Here is a 22,332-nt window from a genome sequence, read left to right as displayed (position 1 = left end):
CGGGAAATTGTGGGTCTCCGCAATCGGCAGGGGCGGGCCGCAGGAGTGCATCCAGGGTAGGGGTGACGCAGGGCAACGGCGGTATGCTCAGTACATTCTGGTGGGGTCCGGAATGGGGTCGGTGAGGGAAGAGGAAGGCCTTGGCCACGACCTTCGTGAAGCGTTGCCTGAAGGCGTCCGCGCTGGCGGTTCTGGTGTGCCTCGGAGCTGCAGGCTGCGACCCCGCGAGCCCCTCCGTGGACGGCTCGGGAGGCGGCGGACCGTCCGTGCATTTCACTGCGGCAGGGGATGTAGGGCTGGGTGATGCCGCCGGGAACGTGCTCGACAAAATGGCCGAGCTGAAGCCTGACCTCAATCTTGCCGTCGGGGACTTCTCCTACCAGGCAGGCGCGGAGGGGGCGTTCTGCGACATGGTCACCGGAAGGCTCGGCAAGGAGTTCCCCTACGAACTGATTGCGGGGAACCACGAGAGCGACGGCAGCGACGGCGACATCGGCAAATTCGTCAAGTGCCTGCCCAACAGGCTCCCGGGACTCCAGGGCGAGTACGGCAAGCAGTGGTACGTGGACGTTCCCCAGGACCAGCCCCTCGTACGGTTCATCCTCATCTCGCCGGGACTGACCTTCCAGGACGGGGTGCAGCTTGACTACTCGAAGGGCAGCGAACGCCTGGCCTGGACTGAATCCGCCATCAACGGCGCCCGAGAAGCGAAGATCCCCTGGACCGTGGTGGCCATGCACAAACTGTGCTTCAGCATGGGCCGCTATGACTGCGACGTGGGCGAGCCCCTGACCAACATGCTCATCAGCAAAAACGTGGATCTGGTGGTCACCGGCCACCAGCACGCCTACCAAAGGACCAACCAGCTCCGCGTCGGTGACCGCTGCAGCTATATAAGGGCCGGAACGTTTGACCGGAACTGTGTGGCCGACACCGACAGCAAACATGCCCAGGGCAACGGCACCGTCTTCGTCACGGCCGGGACCGGGGGCTACGGCCTGCACGGCGTCAACGGCAACGACACCGAGGCCGGCTACTTCAAAGCCTGGTCCGGGGCCAACAACGGCGGGGCCTTCGGAGTCCTGGATGTCACGGTCAACACGAAACGGCTGGACGCCAAGTTCGTGCCAGCGCAGGGGTCCCTATTTAAGGACTCCTTCGTCATCCAGCGCTGAGGGCCCACACCGAGGCTCCGCCGCCCAGCCGGCACGCTATGAGATGGCCTCCAGCCATCTGGACAGCCGCCTTCGTGGGGCACTTCGACACAGACACGCCGTCACCTGAGTCCGAATTGCCCGCCAGCGGCGGCAATGTGCCCCACGAGGGAGAGGCAGACCCGTGCTCACCGTTTCGCGGCCGTGGCATCCAGCCACTGATCGAACGTCTGGCGTCCGACGGCGGCAGCCGGTCCCGGGAGCAGGTAACCCTTGCGCATCGCTTTGCCTACGGGTCCGGGGGCAGGCACCTGCACCACCAGCTTCCGCCGGCCAGTCTTGCGGACGTAGGCACGGGCCAGGTTTGCCAGCAGCTCCTTGCCCGGGCCGCCCATGTCAGTCAGGCGTCCCCGGGGTCCCGCCTCCGCCGCGTCCACGAGGGCCTCCGCGACCTCCGCGGCAGCCACCGGCTGCAGCAGCATGCGCGGAACCATGGCCAGCGGACCGGCAGACGTATAACCGAGGGTCATCGGCACGAACTCGTGGAACTGTGTGGACCGCAGGATGGTCCAGGGCACGTCCCCATGAATGACGGCTTCCTCCTGCGCGCGCTTCCCGGCGTAAATGCTTGACGGGGCCTTTTCGATGCCCACCGTGGAGAGCAGCACGTGATGCTTCACGCCGGCCTTCTTCTCCGCGGCCAGCAGGTTCTGGGTGCCGGTGGTGAAAAAGTCAACGTTCTTTTTCGTGGACAAATCCCGGATGCCGGACACATCGATGGCCACGTCCACCTTCTGGAGGGCTTCGTTCAGCCCCTTGCCCTTGACCAGGTCCACGCCTTCGCCACGCGACAGGCTGACCACCTCGTGGCCACGTTCACGCGCAATGCGGACCACATGCCGCCCCACTGTTCCGGTTCCCCCGGCAACCGCAATCTTCATACTTCGAAGTTTATGCCGGGTCAGGGTTCCGCAGGGAAGCACGGCCGGTCCCCGTGAGGATTTCCGCAATGACGCTGGCCAGCGGCTTTCTACTGGCCCTCGACCTGCGCAGCAATTCCTCAAGGGCGCGGTCCGGGCTGAAGCCGTATTGGTGCATCAGGACACCCTGCGCCCGGCCGGCGTCGTCCCGGCTGTGCAGGGCAGCCCCCAGAACCTCCGTAAAGCGCCGCGGAGCGTCGGAACCCTGCACGTTGTCCAGCAATGTTGATGCGGCAACGGCGAATTTCTCCAGGGTCCGGGCGGTGGCGGCGTCGAACACCGCGGGCTGCGGTGAGTAGATTTTCAGTGTCCCCAGGCACTTGGTGCCCACCGTCAGGGGCGAACTGACCACCGACCGGATGGACAAACCGCTGACGCTCCGGGACCACGGCGGCCACCTGTCATCAGTGCCCGCGTCCCGGACCAACACGGTGCCCCGGGTGGACCACGCCGTCAGGCAAGGACCTTGGCGGAGCCCATACTGCGCGGCGTCAGCTTCCAGCACCACGGCATCTGTGGAACCCACGCTGGCCCCGCCGTCGTGTTCGTCGCCGCCCTCTTCGTCCAGCAACGACACGCCGGCACCTGAACCAGGCGGGAGAGCGTCACGGATTCCCTCAGTAAGCTGCCCCACTGCACGGTGGGCCTTTTCCCTGGTCAGAAGGAGGCCGTTGATGCGCGCAGCAGTGAAGGCTAATTCGTTGAGTGGGAGACGTTGGGGCACAGGAGCAGACCTTCGGCATCAGGACACTTGTGTCCTGGAGGGTGCCCCCTGCTTGGGCCGGGAACGGGAAACTGCACCCGCTCCACAACCAGCATACCGACAGATCAGGCGGCGAGGAGAGCCGTTCCAGCCAGGGCAGGGGCGCGCGGGGCCAGGACACTGACATTGCACCGCTTCTGCTGGGGGTCGATCTTCGAGGGAAGGTGGTGGTTCCGGGAGCAGTCCTGCAACTGCTCCAGCGCTTCGTCGTCGACCCACGCGTTGCTGATGTCCAGCTCGAGGGTGAGCCCCTGCTTCAGTGAGTTGGCGCGTTTGACCACTACATAAAGGGCCTGGACGCTGTGTACGGTGATGTGGCCTTTGGCGACAACCTGGGCACGTGCGTGGTCGAGATCCACGCGGACAAGAATGTTGAGCTTCGAGTTCATGAGGTAAAGCCTTCCCCGGCATCGGCTGCGACGCTGCAGCCCTTGCGTGTGGCCCGTTTGCATAAGCCTTGTCCAGAGTAGGCATCCAATGTGAGCCACGCAACACTACTGGCGGGTAGGTTACGGAAGGTGTGTCACGCCATCTCCTTCGGGGGAGTGAACAATGGAGGCATGTCACGAGGTAATCTGCGCATTGTCCCGGGAGCGGCGCCGGGGGAGGGGAAGACGCTGGCCCTGCTCGAGGAGGGCCGCCGGCTTGCTGCCGACGGCGCCGACGTGGTGGTCGGTGCCGCTGATGTGGGGCCAGGAGCCGGGCCGGGGGCCGGCGATCTCCTTGACGGCCTGGAACGGTGCCCGGCTCCGGGCGCAGAACAGGGAACCGGGCCGGCGCTCGACGTCGACGCGCTGCTCAGCCGCTCGCCCGCCGTCGTCCTGGTGGACGACCTCGCCGCCAGCGACGCCGGCGTTCCCCGCTGGCAGCAGGTCGAGAGGCTGCTCGACGCCGGAATCGACGTCGTCTCCACCCTGGACATCCGCAACCTCGAGTCCCGGTCCGAAGACCGTGCCCTGCACAGCAGGAGCGTACCGAACGGGGAGCGGGTCGTGGTCGGGATCAGCGGGAAACCCGACGATGAGGCACTGATCCGGCGGGCAGCGCGGATGCTGGCCGCCGCCGCGGGCGGTGAACTGCACGTGGTTCACGTGCGCACCGCCGCGGCCCGGGCCGTCCCGTCCGGCAAGGAACTCGACCGGCTGCGGACGGTGACGGCCGGCGTCGGCGGCGTGTTCCATGCGATCGGCGGGGAGGACATCCCGACGGCGTTGCTCCGGTTTGCGCGGAGCGTCACCGCCAGCCAGCTCATCCTGGGGACGTCCCGCGGCAGGCGGGCCCTGCCGCGGGCAGCGGGGCTGCCCGGCAGGGGCGGGACCGTGGCCGCCGTGGTCCGGAACGCCGGCAGCATCGATGTGCACCTCGTGGCGCAGAAGGCTGGCCTGCCGGACCGTACCCGCGCCCGCCCCGGCCTGGGGCGGGCCCGGCAACTGCCCGCCTTCGTCCTCGCGGTGGGCCTGCCGCCGGCCCTGCAGTTCTTCCTGGAGCAGCTGCCGCACGACCAGCTGTCCACCGACATGCTGGTCCAGCTCACCGGCGTCATCGCCGTTGCGCTGCTCGGCGGGCTCTGGCCGGCGCTGGTGGCCGCGGTCCTGGCCGGATTGACTGTTAACTACTTCAGCGTCCGCCCTGTGGGATCGCTGACCGTGATCGACCCCGAACACGTCCTGGCCCTGCTGATTTTCGTGCTCGTGGGAGTGGCCGTCTCGCTGGTGGTGGACAGGTCCGCCCGGCTCAGCAAGGAAGCGTGGCGGGCCGGCAATGAAGCCTCCGTCCTGGGTGAACTGAGCCGCCGGGCCGTCGCCGAAGGAAACAGCATCCCGGCGTTCCTGGACCAGGTCCGCGAACATTTCCAGGTGGCCGGAGCCGGGCTGTGGGTCCGGCAGCAGGCAGGGGAGCGCGGCGGGCACCCGGTAAGGCGCCCGGAGAGCTGGGCGCTGCGGGAATACTCCGGTGCTTCGCGGCCGGCGGTGCCTGACCAGACGAACATCGCCGAGCAGCTGGACGGGGAGAGGATGCTGACCCTCACCGGCCGGGAGCTTTCCCAGGACGAACGGCGGCTGCTGGCAGCGTTCGGCGCCCACCTGCTGGCCATGATCCAGCGCGAGGAGCTCTCCGCGAGCCAGCGCGAAAACCTCCGCCTGGCCGAGGGGAACAAGATGCGGACCTCCATCCTGCGGGCCGTCTCCCACGACCTCCGCACCCCGCTTGCCGGCATCAAACTCGCCGCCAGCAGCCTGCGGGACCGGAGCATCCGCTTCAGCCCGGCCGAGGAGGAGGAACTCCTTGCCACTATTGAATCCGGGGCCGACCGGCTGGACCGGCTGGTCAGCAACCTCCTGGACATGTCCCGGATCACCGCCGACGCCGTATCGCCCCTGATCCGCCCGGTCCACTGGGCCGACGCCGTGGGCGAGGCCCTGCGCGGCCTGGACTCCGACCGGTTGCGGCTGCTCCTGCCGGACAACATGCCGCCGGTGGACGCCGACCCGGGGATGCTGGAACGGGTGATCGCCAACCTGGTGGAAAATGCCCTGAAGTATGCGCCCGACTCGGACGTGGTGATCTCCGGCTCGGTGGGCGGGGCCGGCAGTGCAACAATTGGGGACACCCCCGCCAGCGAACTCACCGTGGTGGATCACGGCAGGGGCATCCCCGCCGAGGATGTCCTGGCAATGTTCAGGCCGTTCCAACGGGCTGACGACACCAACCCGGGCACCGGAATCGGGCTGGGACTGGCCGTGGCCAAAGGCTTCACCGAGGCCATGGGCGGGGTCCTGCTGGCCGAGCCCACTCCGGGCGGGGGACTGACCATGGTGGTGCGCCTGCCGCTTTCGACGGGCGCGGCCCCGGCACGCCGCCCCGAACCGGGCATCCGCACGCAACCGGACATCCGCACTGAACCAGGCAAGGGAGGGACGGCATGGCGGCAGTACTGATCGTTGATGACGAGGTCCCCATCCTCCGCGCCCTGCAGATCAACCTGCAGGCCCGCGGCTACTCAACCCTGACGGCCTTCACCGGCCACGGGGCGCTGGAGCAGGCAGCCGCGCACCAGGCCGACGTCGTGATCCTGGACCTCGGGCTTCCGGACCTCGACGGCGTGGAAGTCATCCGCCGGCTGCGGCGCTGGAGCGACGTGCCCATCGTGGTCCTGTCCGCCCGGCACGGATCGGACGACAAGATCCAGGCCCTGGACGCCGGCGCGGACGATTACGTGACCAAACCGTTCGGCATGGATGAACTCCTGGCCAGGCTGCGCGCGGCCCTGCGGCGCGGGACCTCAGCCGACCTCCCCGTGGTGGAAACCGAGCACTTCACCGTGGACCTGGCGGCGAAGCGGGTCACCCGGGCCGGCGAACCTGTCCGGCTGACTCCCACTGAATGGAAGATCCTGGAGCTGCTGGCCAGGAACCGCGGTGCCTTGGTCACCCACGACGAACTGCTTAACCAGGTCTGGGGTCCGGCGTACGCCGGCGAGACCAACTACCTGCGGGTCTACCTGGCCCAGCTGCGGCGGAAACTGGAAACCGACCCCGCCAACCCGCGCCACCTGCTCACCGAACAGGGCCTCGGCTACCGCTTCCAGGAGTGAGCCCGACGGCCCCGGTGAGCGCCGCCGTCGGGCGTTACACGGGACGCTATACCGGGCGTTAAGAAAGCATTAAGATCCCCGGAATTCCGGGGTTTTGGGCCCTGACCCGGTGCTACGCTCCGTTGGTTATAGGCGGCACACTGCTCCCGGAGCGGGCTGTACGTGCCCGCCCCCGCAGCAAAGAAGGACATGTCCTTGACGGCTTCAGCCCAGTTTTCCATCCCAGCCACCGTGCCCAACCCGGAACAGGAACCCAAGCCCGGTAACGCTCTGGTCAGGTGGCTGCTGGAGCACAAGGTCCACCACCCGGCCGGTCCCGAGTCAGCCGAAGACCACGTCCACCAGCAGAGCTGGTGGAAGGTCATGTGCCTCACCGGCGTGGACTACTTCTCCACCCTGTCCTACCTGCCGGGCATCGCCGCGCTCGCCGCCGGCGCCCTGTCGCCGCTGGCCACCCTGCTGATCGTGGCCCTGACGCTGGTGGGGATGCTGCCGATGTACCGGCGCGTGGCCGTTGAGAGCCCGCACGGCCAGGGCTCGGTGGCGATGCTCGAGCGGCTCCTGCCGTTCTGGCGGGGCAAGATATTCGTCCTGGTCCTGCTCGGCTTTGTTGCCACCTCCTGGATTGTCACCATCACGCTGTCCGCCGCGGATGCCACCGTCCACCTGCTCGAAAACCCCTACCTGCCGCCGTTCCTGGAGGGCCAGGCGGTGCCCATCACCGTGGCGCTGCTCCTGATCCTGTGCGGCGTGTTCCTGCTGGGCTTCTCCGAAGCCGTCGCCGTCGCCATCCCGCTGGTGGCGGTGTTCCTGGTGCTGAACGCGGTGATCATCGGCGTCGGGATGTACGACGCCGTCACCTCGCCGGGTGCCCTGAGTGACTGGACCGCGGCGCTCACCTCCGCCGGAGGCGGGATCGGAGGCGTGGTAGGCCCCGCGCTGGTGGCGTTCCCCCTGCTGGTCCTGGGGCTGTCCGGCTTCGAAACCGGCGTCAGCATGATGCCGCTGGTGGCGTCCAAGGGCGCCACGCCGGAGGAAAAGCTGGCCAGCAGGGTGAAGAACACGCGCAAGCTCCTGACCGTGGCCGCCCTCATCATGAGCGTCTACCTGATCGGCAGCAGCTTCGTCACCACCGTCCTCATCCCGGCCGAGGCCTTCCAGGCGGGCGGCGAAGCCAACGGCCGCGCCCTGGCGTACCTGGCCCACGAACTCCTCGGCAACGGCTTCGGCTCGGCGTACGACGTCAGCAGCATCCTGATCCTCTGGTTCGCAGGGGCCTCGGCGATGGCCGGCCTGATTAACATCGTGCCCCGGTACCTGCCTTCCTACGGCATGGCTCCGGACTGGTCCCGCGCGGTCCGCCCCGTGGTTCTGGTGTACACGGCCATCAGCATCCTGATCACCCTCGGCTTCAAGGCCGACGTCAATGCCCAGGCCGGCGCCTACGCCACCGGGATCCTCGCCATGATGGTCTCCGGCGCGGTGGCCGTCACCATCTCGGCCATCCGCCGGAAACAGCGGGGTGCCGCAATCGGGTTCACTATCCTGACGCTGGTGATGCTCTATGCCCTGGCGGCGAATGTGATTGCCAAGCCGGACGGCATCACCATCTCCGGATTCTTCATCCTGGGCATCGTGGCCGTGTCCCTGGTGTCGCGGATCAGCCGCACCACCGAGCTGCGCGTGGACACGATCAAATTCGACGACAACGCCCGCCGCTTCGTCAGCGACACCCTGGAATTCGACGGCCGGATCAACCTGATCGCCAACCGGCCGCAGAAAAGGGACGCCGCGGAATACGCCGACAAGGAAGCCACCCAGCGCGAGAACAACCCCGTTCCCGGCACCGCCGACGTCATCTTCCTCGAAATCGACATCACCGACCCCTCAGGTTTCAGCGAAATCCTTGAAGTGCGGGGGATCGAGGTGGACGGCCACCGGGTCCTGCGGGCGGACAGCCCGGCCGCGCCCAACGCGATCGCCGCCATCCTGCTGGCACTCCGGGACGCCACCGGTGTCCGGCCGCACGCCTACTTCGAGTGGGCTGAGGGAAATCCGCTCGCCCACCTGATGCGCTACCTGCTGCTGGGACGCGGCGACACAGCCCCCGTGGTCCGCGAAATCATCCGCGAAAACGAGCCTGACCCTGACCTCAGGCCGGGGGTCCACGTCGGATGAGGACCGTCGGATGAGCACCAAGGTGGACCGGGTCGCGAAGAAGGAAAACTTCATCCGGCGGGCACTGTCCCATCCGGTCCGTTCCCTCCCGCTGGCCTTCCTGGCGGTGATCATCCTGGGCGCCGGGCTGCTGATGCTCCCCATTGCGCGGACGGATTCCGGCGCCGACATATTGATGCCCGCGCTCTTCACGTCGGTCTCGGCCGTCTGCGTCACCGGCCTGGTGGTGGTGGACACGGCAACGTTCTGGACCCCGTTCGGCCAGGCCATCATCCTGGGACTCATCCAGGCCGGCGGGTTCGGCATCATGACGCTGGCCACGCTGCTGGCGCTGCTGGTCCGCAAGAGCATCGGGCTGCGCGGCCAGCTGGTGGCCCAGTCCGAAACGCACACGCTCAACCTCGGCGACGTCCGGGCGGTGCTGGTGCGGGTGGCCAGGATCATGCTTGTCTTCGAAGGGGCAACCGCGGTTCTCCTCACCGGCCGGTTCTGGCTGGCCTACGACTCAAACCCGGCCACGGCCCTGTGGCACGGCATTTTCCATTCCGTCTCGGCGTTCAACAACGCCGGCTTCTCGCTTTTCAGCGACAACCTGATCGGCCTGGCGTCCGACCCCTGGATCATCACGCCCATCTGCCTGGCCATCATCGCCGGCGGCCTGGGCTTTCCGGTGATCATCCAGCTGCTGCGCGGCGAGAAGCCCAGGAACTGGAACATCCACCTGCGGCTGACCGTCTACGGAACGCTGCTGCTCCTGGCTGTGGGAATTGCGCTGTTCGCCGCCTTTGAGTGGAACAGGAACGAAACGCTCGGGCAGCTGTCCCTGACCGGCAAGATCATGGCTTCGGTGGCCGGCGGCGTCTTCCCCCGCACGGCGGGCTTCAACAGCATCGACTACGGCCTCGCATCGCCGGAGACGCTGATGGCCACCAACATCCTGATGTTCATCGGCGGCGGCAGCGCCGGAACGGCCGGCGGCATCAAGATCACCACGTTCCTGGTGCTGGGCTTTTCCATCTGGAACGAGGTCCGCGGACGCGACGAAGTGGTCATCGCACACCGCTCGGTCAGCCCGTCATCCCAGCGGCAGGCCCTGTCCGTGGCACTCCTGGGTGTGGCCGCCGTCGTCGCCGGGACCATGCTGCTGCTCATGCTGACCGACTACAGCCTCGAAAAAGTCCTCTTCGAATCGATTTCGGCGTTCGCCACAGTTGGCGTGAGCACAGGGATCACCTACCACCTGCCGCCGTCGGCGGAGTGGGTGCTGATGGTGCTGATGTTCACCGGGCGCATCGGGACGGTGACGGTGGCCTCCGCCCTTGCCCTGTCCGCACACCCTCGACTGTTCCGGCTGCCTGAAGAGCGGCCGATCATCGGCTGACCGGCCTGCCCGCTCACCGGCACTATGGAAATTAGTGATCCCGTTTCCTTTATGAACGTTCAGGCCGCCCACCAATTCCGGCGCTGCCGCCAAGGACCAGCGCTGGCTTTCCGGTTCAAAAGAGATCACCACTGACTCTTCGGCCCGGCGCGCCTCGTCGATGGCAAGGAGCAGTGCGTCCTCAATGTGCCGAGCGTATTCCTGCCGTTCGGCAAACGAGCCCGGCAGTTCGCCGTCGTCAATTACAACGTGGGCCTTCCCCTCCATAATGACCTTGAGCGAATAACCCTGGTCCTCGTGAAGCGACCCGCGGGTTGACGCAATTTCCGTGACCTTATCCGCCCGGACCAGACTGTTGTGTATGGTGCGGATCCACACTTCACCCATGGAACCTCCCTCTGGTTTGACGAGGGCGCAGCTGCAGTGCCCCTCAAGGCAAACGGTAGTCCTCCTGAGGCTTCTTGTGACCCCCTGAATCTGCTCCAATTTTCTTACTTTCAAAAAAACTAAGATAACATAGCAAATATGAAATCTACCGTGCCGCTGCTCGCGCCACTCCTGCGGTCCAACCTGCAGGGTGACGTACTGGCGGTGCTCCTGTTGAGCCCGGAAGAGCAGTGGAACATCACTGCCCTGGCGGAGCGCGTTGCCACGAACCTTCCCTCGGTCTTGCGCGAAATCAATCGACTGCTTCAGGGTGGCATCGTCCGTGAGCGCAAGCTCGGCCGAAATCGGATGATCTCGGCAAACAGGGCACACCCCCTGTTTCATCCCCTGGTTCAGATGCTGGAGTACTCTTACGGACCACTCGTAGTCCTCCCCGAGATTCTCTCGGGAATTTCGGGAGTCGAAAAAGCGTACATATACGGCTCGTGGGCCGCGCGCCATGAGGGCGTGGAGGGAACCGATCCGGCTGACATAGATGTGCTGGTGGTTGGGACGCCCAACAGACTTGCCATAGCGGATGCGGCGGAGGCTGCCAGCCGCAGGCTCGGCCGAGAAGTGAACATCCGGACTATCTCTGCCGAGTCGTGGAAGGATGACAGCGAATATTTCATCAGAAGCATCAAAGAGCGTCCGATACTTGAACTCGACGTGGAACGGGGGAGCGACTCATGACACCTCACTGGCCTTTTGGGGAGGCTCACATCGAAGGTCTCCTTAGGAACGGGGAACTCGACCTCGTCGCTCCCGATAGAGGCCTTGCCCTGAAATATCTCGAGCAGGCCGAGCAGCACCTCAGGGGTTCGGAAGCGGCCCACGACGTTGACCCGACCGGAAGTTTCAATTTGGCCTACGACGCAGCCCGCAAGGCCATGACGGCGCTGCTGCTCACCCAGGGCCTGCGGCCAAAAGGCGATGGCGGACACAGGGTCGTCCAGGAAGCCGTCCTGGAACAAGTAGGGTCGGCGGGCCAAGAGGTATTTGGCCAATTCCGCTGGATGCGACAATTACGCAACGACAGCCAGTACCCGGCCGTCGGCAAGCCCGTGGCCGGCCCGGAGGAGGCCGTCGATGCACGAACCGCGGCACGTGACATCATCGAGAAAGCCTCCGAACTAGTGAGAGTCATGCCGCCCTTCCAGAGGTGAGCGCAGCCGCCTGCGGCGCGGAAGTGACGGTTTGAGCACGCAAGGGGAGGACGCCGCTGCGGCCTAAGATAAATCTGATGACTTCGCCAGGATCCCCGCAGCCTTTCAACTTCCGAAGCATCGCCATACCCGCATTCGGCCCAGCGCTGCTCTTCTGCATCGGCGAAGGCGCTGTCCTCCCGGTGGTTGTCCTGTCCGCCCGCGACCTCGGCGCCTCGGTGGCCGTGTCCGCGCTGATTGTCACGCTGATCGGGCTCGGCTCGTGGTTCTTCAACCTGCCGGCGTCCCTCATTACGCTCAAGTTCGGCGAACGCTGGTCCATTGTCGGCGCTGCGGCGACAGGCGCCCTGGCGCTCGCGGCCGCCGCCATGTCCTCCCTGATCCCCAACGGACTGTGGCTGCTCGCGGTGGCGATGGTCGTCGTCGGGATGGCCGCGAGCGTGTTCAGCCTGGCCCGGCAGAAGTACCTCACCGAGGCCGTGCCCATCCAGTTCCGGGCACGGGCGCTCTCCACGCTGGGCGGCGTGAGCAGGATCGGTGTTTTTGTCGGCCCGTTCATCGGCGCCGGCGTGATGCAGTTCGCCGGGATCGCCGGGGCGTACTGGGTGGGCGTGGTGGGCATGGCGGCGGCCGCGGTCCTGGCCGTCACCATCCCGGATCTGGTGGTCCCGCCCGCGCCCGACGGCGGACACAAGGGTCCGGAGCCGACGCTGCGGAATGTGGCTGTGTCGCATGGCCGCGTCTTCCTGACGCTGGGCGTGGGAATCCTGCTGCTGAGTGCCCTGCGCGCGTCCCGGCAGGTGGTGATTCCGCTGTGGGCGGACCACCTGGGGATGGACCCGGCCCAGGCGTCAGTGATCTACGGGCTGTCCGGGGCGATTGACATGCTGGTGTTCTACCCGGCCGGGAAGGTGATGGACCGGCGCGGCAGGCTGTTCGTGGCCATCCCGTCCACGGTCATCATGGGGATCGCGATGTTCCTGATCCCGCTCACTGCCTCTTTCACCGGGCTGCTGCTGGCCTCGCTGCTGATCGGCTTCGGGAACGGCATCAGCTCCGGCCTGATCATGACGCTCGGCGCCGACTTCTCGCCCGACCGGGGCCGCGGCCAGTTCCTGGGGCTGTGGCGGTTCATCGCGGATGCGGGCTCCACGGGCGGGCCTGTCCTGCTCTCCGGGGTGACGGCCCTGGCGACGCTGGGTGCGGGCGTCTCGGCCACGGGGGTCCTGGGCTTCGCGGCGGCGGGTGTGTTCGCCGTCGTGTTGCCGAGACTGAGGCACCGGCGGAATTACTAAGGCTACTTCGGATTAACGGTATCCTCGAAGTGTCCCCTCATATCGGAACCCTGGAAGGGGAACTTCATGCTTCTCATCTTCGGCCTCAAAACCGTTGTCCGCGCCCTGCCCGGGCGGGCCGCCACCTGCCAGAACTGCGGACAGTTCGTCCAGCATTACCTGGACGAGCACGCCCGCAAGTTCACACTGTTCTTCATTCCCATCCTGACCACGTCGCGGACCTACCAGATCACCTGCTCGAACTGCGGCCGGGTCTCCTCGATCAGCTCGCGGGAGCGGAAGGCTCTGGTGGGGCTGTAACCGGCACGTCCGTCAGGCATTTGTGCTGGTCAGGGCGTGGCGGGCCGCAAGGTGCTCCACCACATACTCCGCGTCCCGGCCAACCCCGCCCACGATCGCGGAGGTCAGGGCGTACTGGAACGGCATGCCCACGAAGTACAGGCCCGGGATCTCCGCCACCACGCCCCGGGTGGTTGCCGGCCACCCGAGATCATCCACGGGCAGGCCTTCGATCCAGCCGAAATCCGGGCGGAAGCCTGTTGCCCAGATGACGGTCCGGAGGTTGGCGGGCGCGGCGCTTGGGGCGGTACCCGGCGCGGCACCCGGGGCGGGGGTCCCGCCGTCGGAGGTCCCGGCGCCGAACACCGGCTTGCCGGCTGAGGCGCCGGTGAGGCGGGGGAGACGGATGACGCCTGCGCGCTCGACGTCCTCCATGGACACCCGGATGAGCGGGGCGCCGCGGCGATGGAAGCCCTGCGCCACCTTTCGTCCGGGCTTGGTGTCCAGCGTGAGCACCGAATTGACCAGGCGCCAGTAGAGCGCGCCGGCATAACGGAAAACGGCGTCGGGGATGTGCGGAGTGGGCCGTCCTGCCAGGAAGACCTGTCCGGAACGGTGCTTGTGGGCGAGTTCGAGGGCGATCTCCGCGCCGGAGGTCCCGGCGCCCACCACCAGGACGTCGCCCCCGGGAAGGCCCGCCGGGCTGCTGTAACCCGAGGAGTGAAGCTGCTGGATTTCTCCGTCCAGGTCCAGCGCCACGTCGGGGATATTGGGGGCCGAATTGGGACCCGCAGCAACCACCACGGCGTGTGCCTGCAATGGCCCATCGCTGGTCTGCACCTCGAACATGCTCCCGGCCTTGCGTACGGAGAGGACCTGAACCCGAGTGCGTACCGGCAGCTGGAAATGCTGCGCATAGCTCTCCAGGTAATCCGCGAACGCATCTTTGCCGGGGAAAGATCCGGCCGGTGCGGGGAACTTCAGTCCGGGAAGTGCGCTGTACCGGGCGGGCGTGAAGAGGCGAAGTGAATCCCAGCGGTCCCGCCACACGTCACCCACCCGGGCGTTGCCCTCAAGGATGACGAAGTCCATGCCGGCCCGCTTCAGGAAGTAGCCGGAAGCGAGGCCTGCCTGCCCTGCACCGACCACCACAACGTCAACTGTCTGTGAATCCATCGATGGCTCCTTAGCCAAACCCGGGGCGCTCCAGGCCGGAGGCCCTTCGGATTTCACTAGAATAGCATTCCAGTCAGTGGAGGACTAGTCTAAATTTTATGACTGATTCCCGGGCCGCAGTTGCGGAGTCCGACGCAGGGCCGAGGCCCACCCGCCGGGCGGTCCAGGCTGCTGAAACGCGGGCCCTCATAGTGGACGCGGCCGGGCGGCTCTTCGCCAAACAGGGCTATGTGCCCACCACCGTCGAGGCCATCGCTGCCGAAAGCGGCGTTGCGCTGCAGACCGTCTACAACTCCGTGGGGAACAAGGCTGCGCTGCTGTCCGCGGTGCTGGATGCGGCGGCGTCGGGCCCCCACTCGCCGTCGAACGTCCTGGAACTGATGCGGCGGCGGACCGCTGAAGCGCCGGACTTTGACGCCCTCATCGCCGTCCTCGCCGACTGGTTCCTTGAGGTCCATCAGCGCACCGGGCCTGTGGTGGGGCTCATCGCCCAGGCCGCCGCCGTCGACCCCGCCGTGGACAAGCTGCAGACGGCCCGGGCCCTGCAGCGGCTCGATAGGTACCGGGAGGCCGCCGCCGCGCTGCGGTCCCGCGGCGGGCTGGCGTCCGGGATGTCCGACGCCGATGCCGCCGCCGCCATCTGGTCGCTGGGCCACCCGCAGACGTACCGGACACTCGTGGGGGAGGGCGGCTGGACCAAGGCTGCCTACCGCGACTGGCTGGTCCGTTCCTTGGCGGCGGCATTGGCGTAGCCTGCACAGGTCAGGGCGGCGGCCGGGGTCAGGGCGACGCCGGGCGCACGACGATGGACGAGCCGCACTGGCTGATGAGCGTGCCGGAGCTTGAGGCTGCGGTGGCCGTCTTCGCGCCGGTTGGGGACGTATCGGTCAACGAGAGGAAGCCGACCTCGAGGGCTGCGTTCGACTTGGACGCGATGTTCGACGTTACGTCGCCCACCTCGGCCATGCCCGACGCTGGCGTGAAGGTCGTCGTCGCCGAGGTGGTGGAGTTCCGCACACCGTGTGCGGTCAGCAGCAACGCACCCGGTGTCGCCGGAGTGACCGACGGAGCCCGGACATCCGGGTAGGCCACCCCGCTGTTGGTGTCCGTGGCGGGCGTGACGTCCAGCGGCGTGGTGGTGTCTGCGCCTTGCACCGCAACCGTCGCCCAGGCATACCGGGAGGCGGGTTCAGGCACGCTCGGCGCGGTGTCGCCTGCCTGCATCACCCGGTACCAGACCGCCTGGTGCGCCGAGGTGGATCCGGCGCTGGTGAAGTCGGCGACTGCCCGTGTCCACCCCGCCGGAGCAGTGGTGTTCGCCGACCCCGCCACAGTGACCTGCGAGAACAGGAAGACCGTGTCGCCGGGCTGCCAGCCTGCCGGCAGGGTGGGCGTGTACGAACCCGTTGCAGTCAGCTCGCCGGCTCCGGAGGCCGACGACCGGACGGTCGGGGAGGTCGCCGGTGTTGGTGTCGGTGTGGGGGTTGGGGTCGGCGTCGGGGTGGGCGTGGGCGTGGGTGTGGGCGTGGGTGTGGGGGTCGCGGTTACCGTCGGCGTTGGTGTGGGGGTCGGCGTCGGGCTTGGCGAGGGTGCTGGGCGGGTGAGCGTAAAACGGTCGGAGTAGGTCCCGCCGGAGGCGCCGACGAACTGGCCGGTCAGCGTCGTATCGGTCACCGACACTTTGAGGAAGCCGTAGGTCGGGTTGTTGTTGCTGCCCATGAAGGTCTGGAAGTAGGGCGCCGTCGTCGTGTTGCTCTCGCTGTTGATGGACCTGCCGCCCGAACCTACGGTCGCAAGGATCGTCCCGGTCCCGGCGGCAAACTGGCCTGTGGGGTTGGTGTCGGCGACACAGTCTGGGTTAAAGCTGCTGACAGGGATCGCCGTACACGTGCCTTGGAGCGCGAGCGGGTAGCTGCGCGCATAAGCATGGTCGTGCGCCTGCAGGTAGAGGTCCACCTTCTTGGCCACCAGCAGGTTCATCAGGTCAGGGCTGCCGCCGCAAGGGTAGTTGACCATGGTCAGGCAGGCCATGTGCATGCCAACGACGACGAACGGGATCCCCGCAGCCCGTGCCGCGTCGATCGTGGATGACACGAAGTCGTAGCCCTGTGTGCCCACCTTGTAGGACCAGTTCTGCGTCGTCCCGCTGAAGGTCAGCTTCGGGGACACCATGATCACGCGAACCAACGGGCTCGCCGCCGGGTAGTCCGTGTAAAACTGCTGGCCGTAGGCTCCCATTGAGCCGAGCTGGTCCGGCAGGCATGCGGCGAAGTTCGACCACACCCCGTCGGGGCCGTCGTCCTCGTGGTTCCCGGACACCACCTCATAGGGCATCGCTCCGGCGTGCTGCGAGACGAAAGAACACCAGGAAGTCTCCGGGGTTATCTGGGAGTAGGACAGGTCGCCGAGGTTGAACATTGCCGCGGCTCCCGCGTTGCGTGCCGCGTCGATTACCTTGCCGGTCACCGTGTTGCCGCCGGTGTCGCCGACGAATCCCAGGCTCACCGTGGATGCGGCGGCGGCCGGGGAATCCTGCGATGCGGTGAGAGCGAATCCGTTGGCTAGAACCAGTGCCCCGCCGAGCAGGACGGCCAGAACCCGGCGCAGGGGGCGGCGCACGCGCGGCGCACCGGGGAGGCGGCGGTTCATCGACAGCTCCATTCGGTCGCGCGGCGCAGCCCGTTGGCTGCCGCAGAGAATCCGACCACAACGGTGGTGGCGCCCTGCCGTGACACGGAGTTCGCTGCCCCGGACACGCCGACGAACTGGCCGTCCGAACCCGGTGGCAGGATCCGGGCGTTCTTACCGACCCACATCACCGCCTGCGGACGCGACGCGCGGAAGGACGGCGTGCTGCCCGTTCCGACGGCGATTCCCGGTATGCCTGCCAGTGCGTTCGAGGCGGGGCCGGCGGCCGCTGCGCCCAGGTCGGTGATGCGGCCGGAGGCGTCCCAGTTGACCGCGTGGGTTCCCGCGGGCACGGCACTCTGGCCGAGGGCCTGCCCGGTGGAGTCGATCGCGAGTACCACACCGCCCTGCCCGGCGAGGGTCGGCAGGGCCTTCGGGGTGCCGTTCGGCGCCCATAGGACCGGCGTACCACCGTCGGCGAGGGTCACCCCGCCGATCGTGCCGTTCGTGCCGATCGCGAACGCGTGACCGCTCGTCGCGCCTGGGGGAAGTTTGAGCTCGCGGGGTGCCGCGGTCACGGCGGACCAGACAGCGGGACGCTCGTCGTCGTCGGCGCCGGGCCCGTCGGCGTGCTCCTCATCGTTGATCAGCGCCCCGACTACGACGCCGCTGTCCGACACCATCGACGGGAGCGCGATGTCACCGGGGCTTACGGGGAGCCGGTGGTACTGCCCGTCCTGCCACCACCAGCCCACCAGCACTTCACCGGCAGCGTCATACCCCGTGCCGACGACGACTCCGGCCCCGTTCACCGAGGTGGGGACGGCGGTCTGGAGCGGGATCGAAAGCGGGGTCGCCGTCCCGTCCCGCCAGAGGACGGGCGCGGACTCGCCCATGGCAGTGTCGGCGATGCCAGCCACCAGGCCGCTGCTGCTCGTCGCGACCGCGTTGCTGCCCCGGCCACCCAGGCTGTCGAGCAGCCGCACCGTACAGTTGGTGGCAGGGCGCATGTCACCTTCGGCTGCCGACGCCGCAACGGGCACCATCACCAGGGCACCCTCCGCGGCAAGCAGCAGCGCTGTCAGCAGTGCCTGGAGCCGCGTACGCCCGGCTGGGCGAAAAAATCCAAAGTCGTGCAATGTTGCTCCCCGGAGTCGGACTCCATGTTCCCAGCAGCATCTGCAGCACAATCGATCATTGCCATGGCCGCCTGTGCATCCGAGCCTAGGATTCAGTTCAAGCGGGTGTCACGAGTAACTGGTACCTACTTCGACGGCGCTGCGGTACTTGGGAGCCGGTATTTGGGAGGAACTTGTCAGCCAGGTTGTCCACATAGACGGGCGGAACGTGTTGCCATCGGGACACCCGAGGATCACCCTGAAGTAGCCGCATCGTTTCGACTGTGGTTGTTTCGACTGTGGAGGTCAGGCATGAGCACCGCCCCGGATCAAGTGTTCGACGTCTCTCCTGACGGTGACAAACACGAGCTCAAGCGGGTCATGGGACCTAAGCTCCTGCTCCTGTTCATCGTCGGAGACATCCTTGGCGCGGGCGTCTATGCCGTCACCGGAACCATGGCCGGGACCGTGGGCGGCATTGTCTGGCTGCCCTTCCTGCTGGCCTTCGTCGTGGCCACGCTGACCGCCTTTTCGTACCTCGAACTTGTCACCCAGTACCCGCAGGCGGCGGGCGCTGCCCTCTACACCCACAAGGCCTTCGGCATCCACTTCGTCACGTTCCTGGTGGCCTTCGCCGTGGTCTGCTCCGGGATTACCAGCGCCTCCACGTCCGCGAACGTCCTTGCGCAGAACTTCTTCGGCGGGCTCGCGATCAACGGCTGGATGGATGTGCCCGCGCAAGGCGTGATCACCGCGGTTGCCATGGGATTCATGCTCCTGCTGGCTGTCATCAACCTGCGCGGCGTGGGCGAGAGCGTGAAGTTCAACGTGGTCCTGACCATCGTTGAAATGACCGCCCTGTGCATCGTGATCGGCGTCGGCTTCTACGTGATGGCGCAGGGCACGGGGAACCCGGCGGAGATCTTCGTCTTCAACGACTACCAGGACAAGGGTCTGTTCCTGGCCGTGACTGCGGCCACCTCCATCGCTTTCTTCGCCATGGTGGGCTTCGAGGACTCGGTGAACATGGTGGAGGAAACCCGGAACCCGGAGAAGATCTTCCCGCGCACCATGCTCACCGGACTGGGCATCGCGGTGATCCTCTACATGCTGGTGGCCGTCTCCGTGGTCAGCGTCCTCTCGCCCACCGAGCTGGAGAACATCAGGGAAGCCGAAGGTGCGGCCCTCCTTGAAGTGGTCCACAAGGGCTCACCGGACTTCCCCATCGACAGGATCTTCCCGTTCCTCGCGGTCTTCGCCGTTGCCAACACGGCCCTGATCAACATGCTGATGGCAAGCCGCCTGATCTACGGCATGGCACGGCAGAACGTCCTGCCGCGGCCGCTCGGGAAAGTGCTCCCGACGCGCCGCACCCCGTGGGCAGGCATCCTGTTCTCCACCGTCCTGGCGCTGTTCCTGATCTGGTACGTCACCAGCGATCCCAAGAGCAACGTGGTGGCCAATCTCTCCGGCACCACGGCCTTCCTGCTGCTGCTCGTGTTCACCGTTGTCAACGTCGCCTGCGTGGTCCTCCGCCGAAAGCGTGACCCCAACCGGAAGGTGTTCTTCACTTCGCCCGGCCCGTCACCGCTGGTGGCCGCGCTGCTGTGTGCGTTCCTCGCCGGACCGTGGGTGGGCCGCAACATCATCCAGTACCAGATCGCCGGGGGACTGATGGCGATCGGCGTCGTGCTCTGGTTCATCACCTATCTGATCAACAAACGGACCAACACTGCTGAAGGCGAACCCGTGGGCATCCAGAAAGTCGGCAAGGACGACAGGCTCCCGCCGCCTCCCCACGGTCCCTAGGGTCCGTGGCGGCGCATCGCCGGGCTTCAGAAAGAGGTATTGACTCCGGCCCAACGCTTGAGATCGATGGCTCTGGGGGCAGCCACACTGGCGAGTTCTGCTCGGCGTGCCATAGGCGGAAAGCAGGTGCCGGCATCCTGCCGCCGAATGAACATGCGAAGTGCAGCCATATCTTTGATGCCATCCTCCGTTAGGAGGTTTGTCCACTCAGCAGCCATCACCCGCACGGGGCATTCTTCAGCAAGCTCACAGATGCTGATCATCCAGTTCACCGTCTTTTTAGGCACGGCCTTACGGCGGCGTTACTGCTCAAAGTGACTCAGACGGCCCGTATTTTCAAGCACCCAATGCCGATAACGCGGCAGTAACGCCCCTGCGGCTTTACTTTCCTGTGGAAGCGGAACCGGCCGCCCCCGGGCGGCCTGCTGGCGAGGAGACATTCGATGACTTGGTTTGGTTGGGAGAGCATGGGCGGCGTCCTGACATCGGGCCCCAGCGTATCGTCGTGGTCCACGGGCCGGCTGGACACTTTCGTCCGCGGGACTGACTCGGCTCTATGGCATAAGTGGTTCCAGAACGGGTGGTCCGGTTGGGAGTCCCTGGGTGGCGTGCTGACCAGTTCTCCCGGGGCGGTCTCGTGGAGCGACGGGCGGATCGATGTGTTTGTGCGCGGCACGGATTCGGCGCTGTGGCATAAGTGGTTCCAGAACGGGTGGTCCGGATGGGAGTCCCTGGGCGGTGTGCTCACGTGCGCCCCGTCGGTTTCCAGCTGGTCGGCCGGACGCCTTGACGTCTTTGTGCGCGGCACGGATTCGGCGCTGTGGCATAAGTGGTTCCAGAACGGGTGGTCCGGGTGGGAGTCCCTGGGCGGTGTGCTCACGTCCGCCCCGGCCGCCGTCTCATGGGGCAACGGGCGGATCGATGTTTTCGCCGTCGGCACCGACTCGGCACTGTGGCACAAGTGGTTCCAGAACGGGTGGTCCGGGTGGGAGTCCCTGGGCGGTGTGCTCACGTCCGCCCCGACTGTTTCCAGCTGGGCCCCGGGGCGGCTGGATGTGTTTGCTGTCGGCACTGACTCGGCGTTGTGGCATAAGTGGTTCCAGAACGGCTGGTCTGGTTGGGAATCGCTGGGTGGTGTCCTGACGACCGAAGCTGGGGCGGTGTCCTGGGGACCAAACCGGATCGACATCTTTGGAGCCGGAACCGACAGCGCCATGTGGCACAGGTGGTGGTCGCTCCGCCCCACCGTGCGCCTCCACGCAAAAGTCCTGACCGCCCCCTCCGTTGCCGTTAACACTGCCGTTCAGCGGATGCGGGACGTGTACGCAACGGCGGGAATCGGCGTGGAACTGGTGTCCACTGAAAACCTGAACCTGCCCGCCCTCAACGACATCGACGTCGGGAGCTGCGTTATGGGGGCGACGACTGCGGAGCAGAACCAGCTCTTTGCCAACCGCAACAACGCAGGCAACAACGACGTCGTCGTGTACTTCGTCCGATCGACCGTTCCCCCGTTCAACGGCTGTGCCGCCCACCCCCCGGGCCGTCCGGGTGCAGTGGTGGCTCAGGGCGCCACACAATGGACGCTCGGGCATGAAGTGGGGCATGTCCTCGATCTGCGGCACGTCAATGACAACGACAGGCTGATGACAGGAAACGGCACCGGCAACATCACCAATCCGCCACCGGATCTGGTCAACACCGAGGTGACTACCATGATCAACAGCGCCTTCACCCAGGATCTATAAGGAGCTAATCATGAGCGTAACGATGGAGGCCGTGCTCGAGGTCCTTGAACCTGACGAGCCGAATTACGACAAAGCCGCGTCCCTGGGCCCCGACGCACTCCCGCACCTGAAGACTTTGGTTATGGGGAATGACCCGATGCTGGCCGCCAAGGCCGCCTACGCCGCCAGCCTCCTCGAAGGCGACCAAGGGAAGGACGTTGTGGCGGCCGCAGCCCACAGTGAAACGGCGAGTGTACGCGTGGCAGCCGCGGCGGCTGCCACCAACCTTCCCACTGATTCTGCGGCTGAGGTACTGATGGACCTGGTTGACGACAGCGACGAGGGGGTCCGCAAAGTGGCTCTCTCCTCGGTTCCCGCCGATGCGCCACCGGAGCTCTCTGCGAAGCTTGAATCCCAGCCCGGCCGGGCGGCAGGCGCAGGCAGCGAAGCCGTTGCGGAGGCCCCGGAGGGGGAAGGCACCGCGGCCCGGATGCCGGGGGAGGGGCAATCCATGATGCCCCAGGAGAAGCCGGCCGCAGGGTTGATGCCCGGCGAAAAACCGCAGGCATCCGGGGGTGATGCGCAGGGTACTGGGCTGATGCCCGGTGAGAGGCACTGACAGGCGGCTGACCGGTAACCCGCCGAGAGCATATTGGA

General features: G+C 66.5%; 20 protein-coding genes. 13 read left to right on the top strand and 7 right to left on the bottom strand.

Annotated elements, in window-relative coordinates:
* The first annotated feature begins 140 nt into the window (after window positions 1-140).
* Complete coding sequence (locus ABIA70_RS04575; RefSeq protein WP_354146374.1) at window positions 141-1,175, top strand: metallophosphoesterase; 1,035 nt, start codon at window positions 141-143, stop codon at window positions 1,173-1,175.
* A gap of 167 nt (window positions 1,176-1,342) precedes the next feature.
* On the opposite strand, the gene ABIA70_RS04570 is transcribed toward ABIA70_RS04575, so the two are convergent.
* From ABIA70_RS04570 to ABIA70_RS04560, 3 genes are all read right to left on the bottom strand, one after another.
* Window positions 1,343-2,095 carry an SDR family oxidoreductase gene (locus tag ABIA70_RS04570; RefSeq protein WP_354146373.1) on the bottom strand — a complete coding sequence of 251 codons (753 nt, stop codon included), beginning with the start codon at window positions 2,093-2,095 and terminating at the stop codon, window positions 1,343-1,345.
* A gap of 10 nt (window positions 2,096-2,105) precedes the next feature.
* The gene (locus tag ABIA70_RS04565) at window positions 2,106-2,858 is read right to left on the bottom strand and encodes a GAF domain-containing protein (protein WP_354146372.1); all 753 of its coding nucleotides are present in this window, start codon (window positions 2,856-2,858) and stop codon (window positions 2,106-2,108) included.
* Between the two features lie 104 nt (window positions 2,859-2,962).
* Entirely contained in the window at window positions 2,963-3,286 is a 324-nt protein-coding gene (locus ABIA70_RS04560) for a hypothetical protein (RefSeq protein WP_354146371.1), read from the bottom strand.
* Between the two features lie 171 nt (window positions 3,287-3,457).
* Between ABIA70_RS04560 and ABIA70_RS04555 the strand changes: the two genes are divergently transcribed.
* The 8 genes from ABIA70_RS04555 (at window position 3,458) to ABIA70_RS04520 (ending at window position 13,238) form a co-directional block, all read left to right on the top strand.
* On the top strand, window positions 3,458-5,836 hold the full coding sequence (locus ABIA70_RS04555) for a DUF4118 domain-containing protein (RefSeq protein WP_354146370.1): 2,379 nt from the start codon (window positions 3,458-3,460) through the stop codon (window positions 5,834-5,836).
* Window positions 5,821-6,492, top strand: a complete 672-nt coding sequence (locus ABIA70_RS04550) for a response regulator (protein WP_354146369.1) — start codon at window positions 5,821-5,823, stop codon at window positions 6,490-6,492. The genes ABIA70_RS04555 and ABIA70_RS04550 overlap by 16 nt, the downstream gene beginning before the upstream one ends.
* Before the next feature lie 189 nt (window positions 6,493-6,681).
* Window positions 6,682-8,670, top strand: a complete 1,989-nt coding sequence (locus ABIA70_RS04545; protein WP_502917156.1) for an APC family permease — start codon at window positions 6,682-6,684, stop codon at window positions 8,668-8,670.
* 10 nt (window positions 8,671-8,680) lie between these two features.
* On the top strand, window positions 8,681-10,051 hold the full coding sequence (locus tag ABIA70_RS04540) for a TrkH family potassium uptake protein (RefSeq protein WP_354146367.1): 1,371 nt from the start codon (window positions 8,681-8,683) through the stop codon (window positions 10,049-10,051).
* A 525-nt stretch (window positions 10,052-10,576) separates the two neighbouring features.
* Window positions 10,577-11,170, top strand: a complete 594-nt coding sequence (locus ABIA70_RS04535) for a nucleotidyltransferase domain-containing protein (protein ID WP_354146366.1) — start codon at window positions 10,577-10,579, stop codon at window positions 11,168-11,170.
* Window positions 11,167-11,643, top strand: a complete 477-nt coding sequence (locus ABIA70_RS04530; RefSeq protein ID WP_354146365.1) for a HEPN domain-containing protein — start codon at window positions 11,167-11,169, stop codon at window positions 11,641-11,643. Before ABIA70_RS04535 ends, ABIA70_RS04530 begins: the two co-directional genes overlap by 4 nt.
* A gap of 77 nt (window positions 11,644-11,720) precedes the next feature.
* Window positions 11,721-12,938 (top strand): MFS transporter, encoded by a 1,218-nt coding sequence (locus tag ABIA70_RS04525; RefSeq protein WP_354146364.1) that lies wholly within the window; start codon window positions 11,721-11,723, stop codon window positions 12,936-12,938.
* 66 nt (window positions 12,939-13,004) lie between these two features.
* A complete protein-coding gene (locus ABIA70_RS04520; RefSeq protein ID WP_354146363.1) occupies window positions 13,005-13,238 on the top strand; it encodes a zinc-ribbon domain-containing protein in 234 nt (77 codons plus the stop codon).
* 12 nt (window positions 13,239-13,250) lie between these two features.
* On the opposite strand, the gene ABIA70_RS04515 is transcribed toward ABIA70_RS04520, so the two are convergent.
* Entirely contained in the window at window positions 13,251-14,393 is a 1,143-nt protein-coding gene (locus ABIA70_RS04515; protein WP_354146362.1) for a flavin-containing monooxygenase, read from the bottom strand.
* A gap of 98 nt (window positions 14,394-14,491) precedes the next feature.
* Between ABIA70_RS04515 and ABIA70_RS04510 the strand changes: the two genes are divergently transcribed.
* Complete coding sequence (locus tag ABIA70_RS04510) at window positions 14,492-15,145, top strand: TetR/AcrR family transcriptional regulator (RefSeq protein WP_354146361.1); 654 nt, start codon at window positions 14,492-14,494, stop codon at window positions 15,143-15,145.
* 28 nt (window positions 15,146-15,173) lie between these two features.
* Here the strand turns inward: ABIA70_RS04510 and ABIA70_RS04505 are convergent, their stop codons facing one another.
* Together ABIA70_RS04505 and ABIA70_RS04500 are read right to left on the bottom strand one after the other, a co-directional pair.
* Window positions 15,174-17,042 (bottom strand): metallophosphoesterase, encoded by a 1,869-nt coding sequence (locus ABIA70_RS04505; RefSeq protein WP_354146360.1) that lies wholly within the window; start codon window positions 17,040-17,042, stop codon window positions 15,174-15,176.
* A complete protein-coding gene (locus ABIA70_RS04500) occupies window positions 17,039-18,160 on the bottom strand; it encodes a hypothetical protein (protein ID WP_354146359.1) in 1,122 nt (373 codons plus the stop codon). Before ABIA70_RS04500 ends, ABIA70_RS04505 begins: the two co-directional genes overlap by 4 nt.
* Window positions 18,161-18,451: 291 nt before the next feature.
* Here ABIA70_RS04500 and ABIA70_RS04495 point away from each other — a divergent pair, with 291 nt between their 5' ends.
* Window positions 18,452-19,948: an APC family permease gene (locus ABIA70_RS04495; protein WP_354146358.1), complete on the top strand. Its 1,497-nt coding sequence runs from the start codon at window positions 18,452-18,454 to the stop codon at window positions 19,946-19,948.
* Between the two features lie 26 nt (window positions 19,949-19,974).
* Here ABIA70_RS04495 and ABIA70_RS04490 read toward each other — a convergent pair whose 3' ends face one another.
* Complete coding sequence (locus tag ABIA70_RS04490) at window positions 19,975-20,235, bottom strand: hypothetical protein (RefSeq protein ID WP_354146357.1); 261 nt, start codon at window positions 20,233-20,235, stop codon at window positions 19,975-19,977.
* Window positions 20,236-20,391: 156 nt separating this feature from the next.
* Between ABIA70_RS04490 and ABIA70_RS04485 the strand changes: the two genes are divergently transcribed.
* Window positions 20,392-21,696 carry a PLL family lectin gene (locus tag ABIA70_RS04485; RefSeq protein WP_354146356.1) on the top strand — a complete coding sequence of 435 codons (1,305 nt, stop codon included), beginning with the start codon at window positions 20,392-20,394 and terminating at the stop codon, window positions 21,694-21,696.
* 10 nt (window positions 21,697-21,706) lie between these two features.
* Entirely contained in the window at window positions 21,707-22,294 is a 588-nt protein-coding gene (locus tag ABIA70_RS04480) for a hypothetical protein (protein ID WP_354146355.1), read from the top strand.
* Window positions 22,295-22,332 lie beyond the last annotated feature (38 nt).

The organism is Arthrobacter sp. 754, assembly GCF_040548695.1.
GTDB lineage: Bacteria > Actinomycetota > Actinomycetes > Actinomycetales > Micrococcaceae > Arthrobacter.
This window is presented reverse-complemented; position numbering and strand designations above follow the sequence as displayed.

Coding starts and splice junctions, on each gene's coding strand:
- ABIA70_RS04525 (WP_354146364.1), top strand. CDS start 11,721: ATGACTTCGCCAGGATCCCCGCAGCCTTTCAACTTCCGAAGCATCGCC.
- ABIA70_RS04480 (WP_354146355.1), top strand. CDS start 21,707: ATGAGCGTAACGATGGAGGCCGTGCTCGAGGTCCTTGAACCTGACGAG.
- ABIA70_RS04505 (WP_354146360.1), bottom strand. CDS start 17,042: ATGAACCGCCGCCTCCCCGGTGCGCCGCGCGTGCGCCGCCCCCTGCGC.
- ABIA70_RS04520 (WP_354146363.1), top strand. CDS start 13,005: ATGCTTCTCATCTTCGGCCTCAAAACCGTTGTCCGCGCCCTGCCCGGG.
- ABIA70_RS04485 (WP_354146356.1), top strand. CDS start 20,392: ATGACTTGGTTTGGTTGGGAGAGCATGGGCGGCGTCCTGACATCGGGC.
- ABIA70_RS04560 (WP_354146371.1), bottom strand. CDS start 3,286: ATGAACTCGAAGCTCAACATTCTTGTCCGCGTGGATCTCGACCACGCA.
- ABIA70_RS04545 (WP_502917156.1), top strand. CDS start 6,682: ATGTCCTTGACGGCTTCAGCCCAGTTTTCCATCCCAGCCACCGTGCCC.
- ABIA70_RS04530 (WP_354146365.1), top strand. CDS start 11,167: ATGACACCTCACTGGCCTTTTGGGGAGGCTCACATCGAAGGTCTCCTT.
- ABIA70_RS04550 (WP_354146369.1), top strand. CDS start 5,821: ATGGCGGCAGTACTGATCGTTGATGACGAGGTCCCCATCCTCCGCGCC.
- ABIA70_RS04555 (WP_354146370.1), top strand. CDS start 3,458: ATGTCACGAGGTAATCTGCGCATTGTCCCGGGAGCGGCGCCGGGGGAG.
- ABIA70_RS04540 (WP_354146367.1), top strand. CDS start 8,681: ATGAGCACCAAGGTGGACCGGGTCGCGAAGAAGGAAAACTTCATCCGG.
- ABIA70_RS04515 (WP_354146362.1), bottom strand. CDS start 14,393: ATGGATTCACAGACAGTTGACGTTGTGGTGGTCGGTGCAGGGCAGGCA.
- ABIA70_RS04535 (WP_354146366.1), top strand. CDS start 10,577: ATGAAATCTACCGTGCCGCTGCTCGCGCCACTCCTGCGGTCCAACCTG.
- ABIA70_RS04570 (WP_354146373.1), bottom strand. CDS start 2,095: ATGAAGATTGCGGTTGCCGGGGGAACCGGAACAGTGGGGCGGCATGTG.
- ABIA70_RS04495 (WP_354146358.1), top strand. CDS start 18,452: ATGAGCACCGCCCCGGATCAAGTGTTCGACGTCTCTCCTGACGGTGAC.
- ABIA70_RS04510 (WP_354146361.1), top strand. CDS start 14,492: ATGACTGATTCCCGGGCCGCAGTTGCGGAGTCCGACGCAGGGCCGAGG.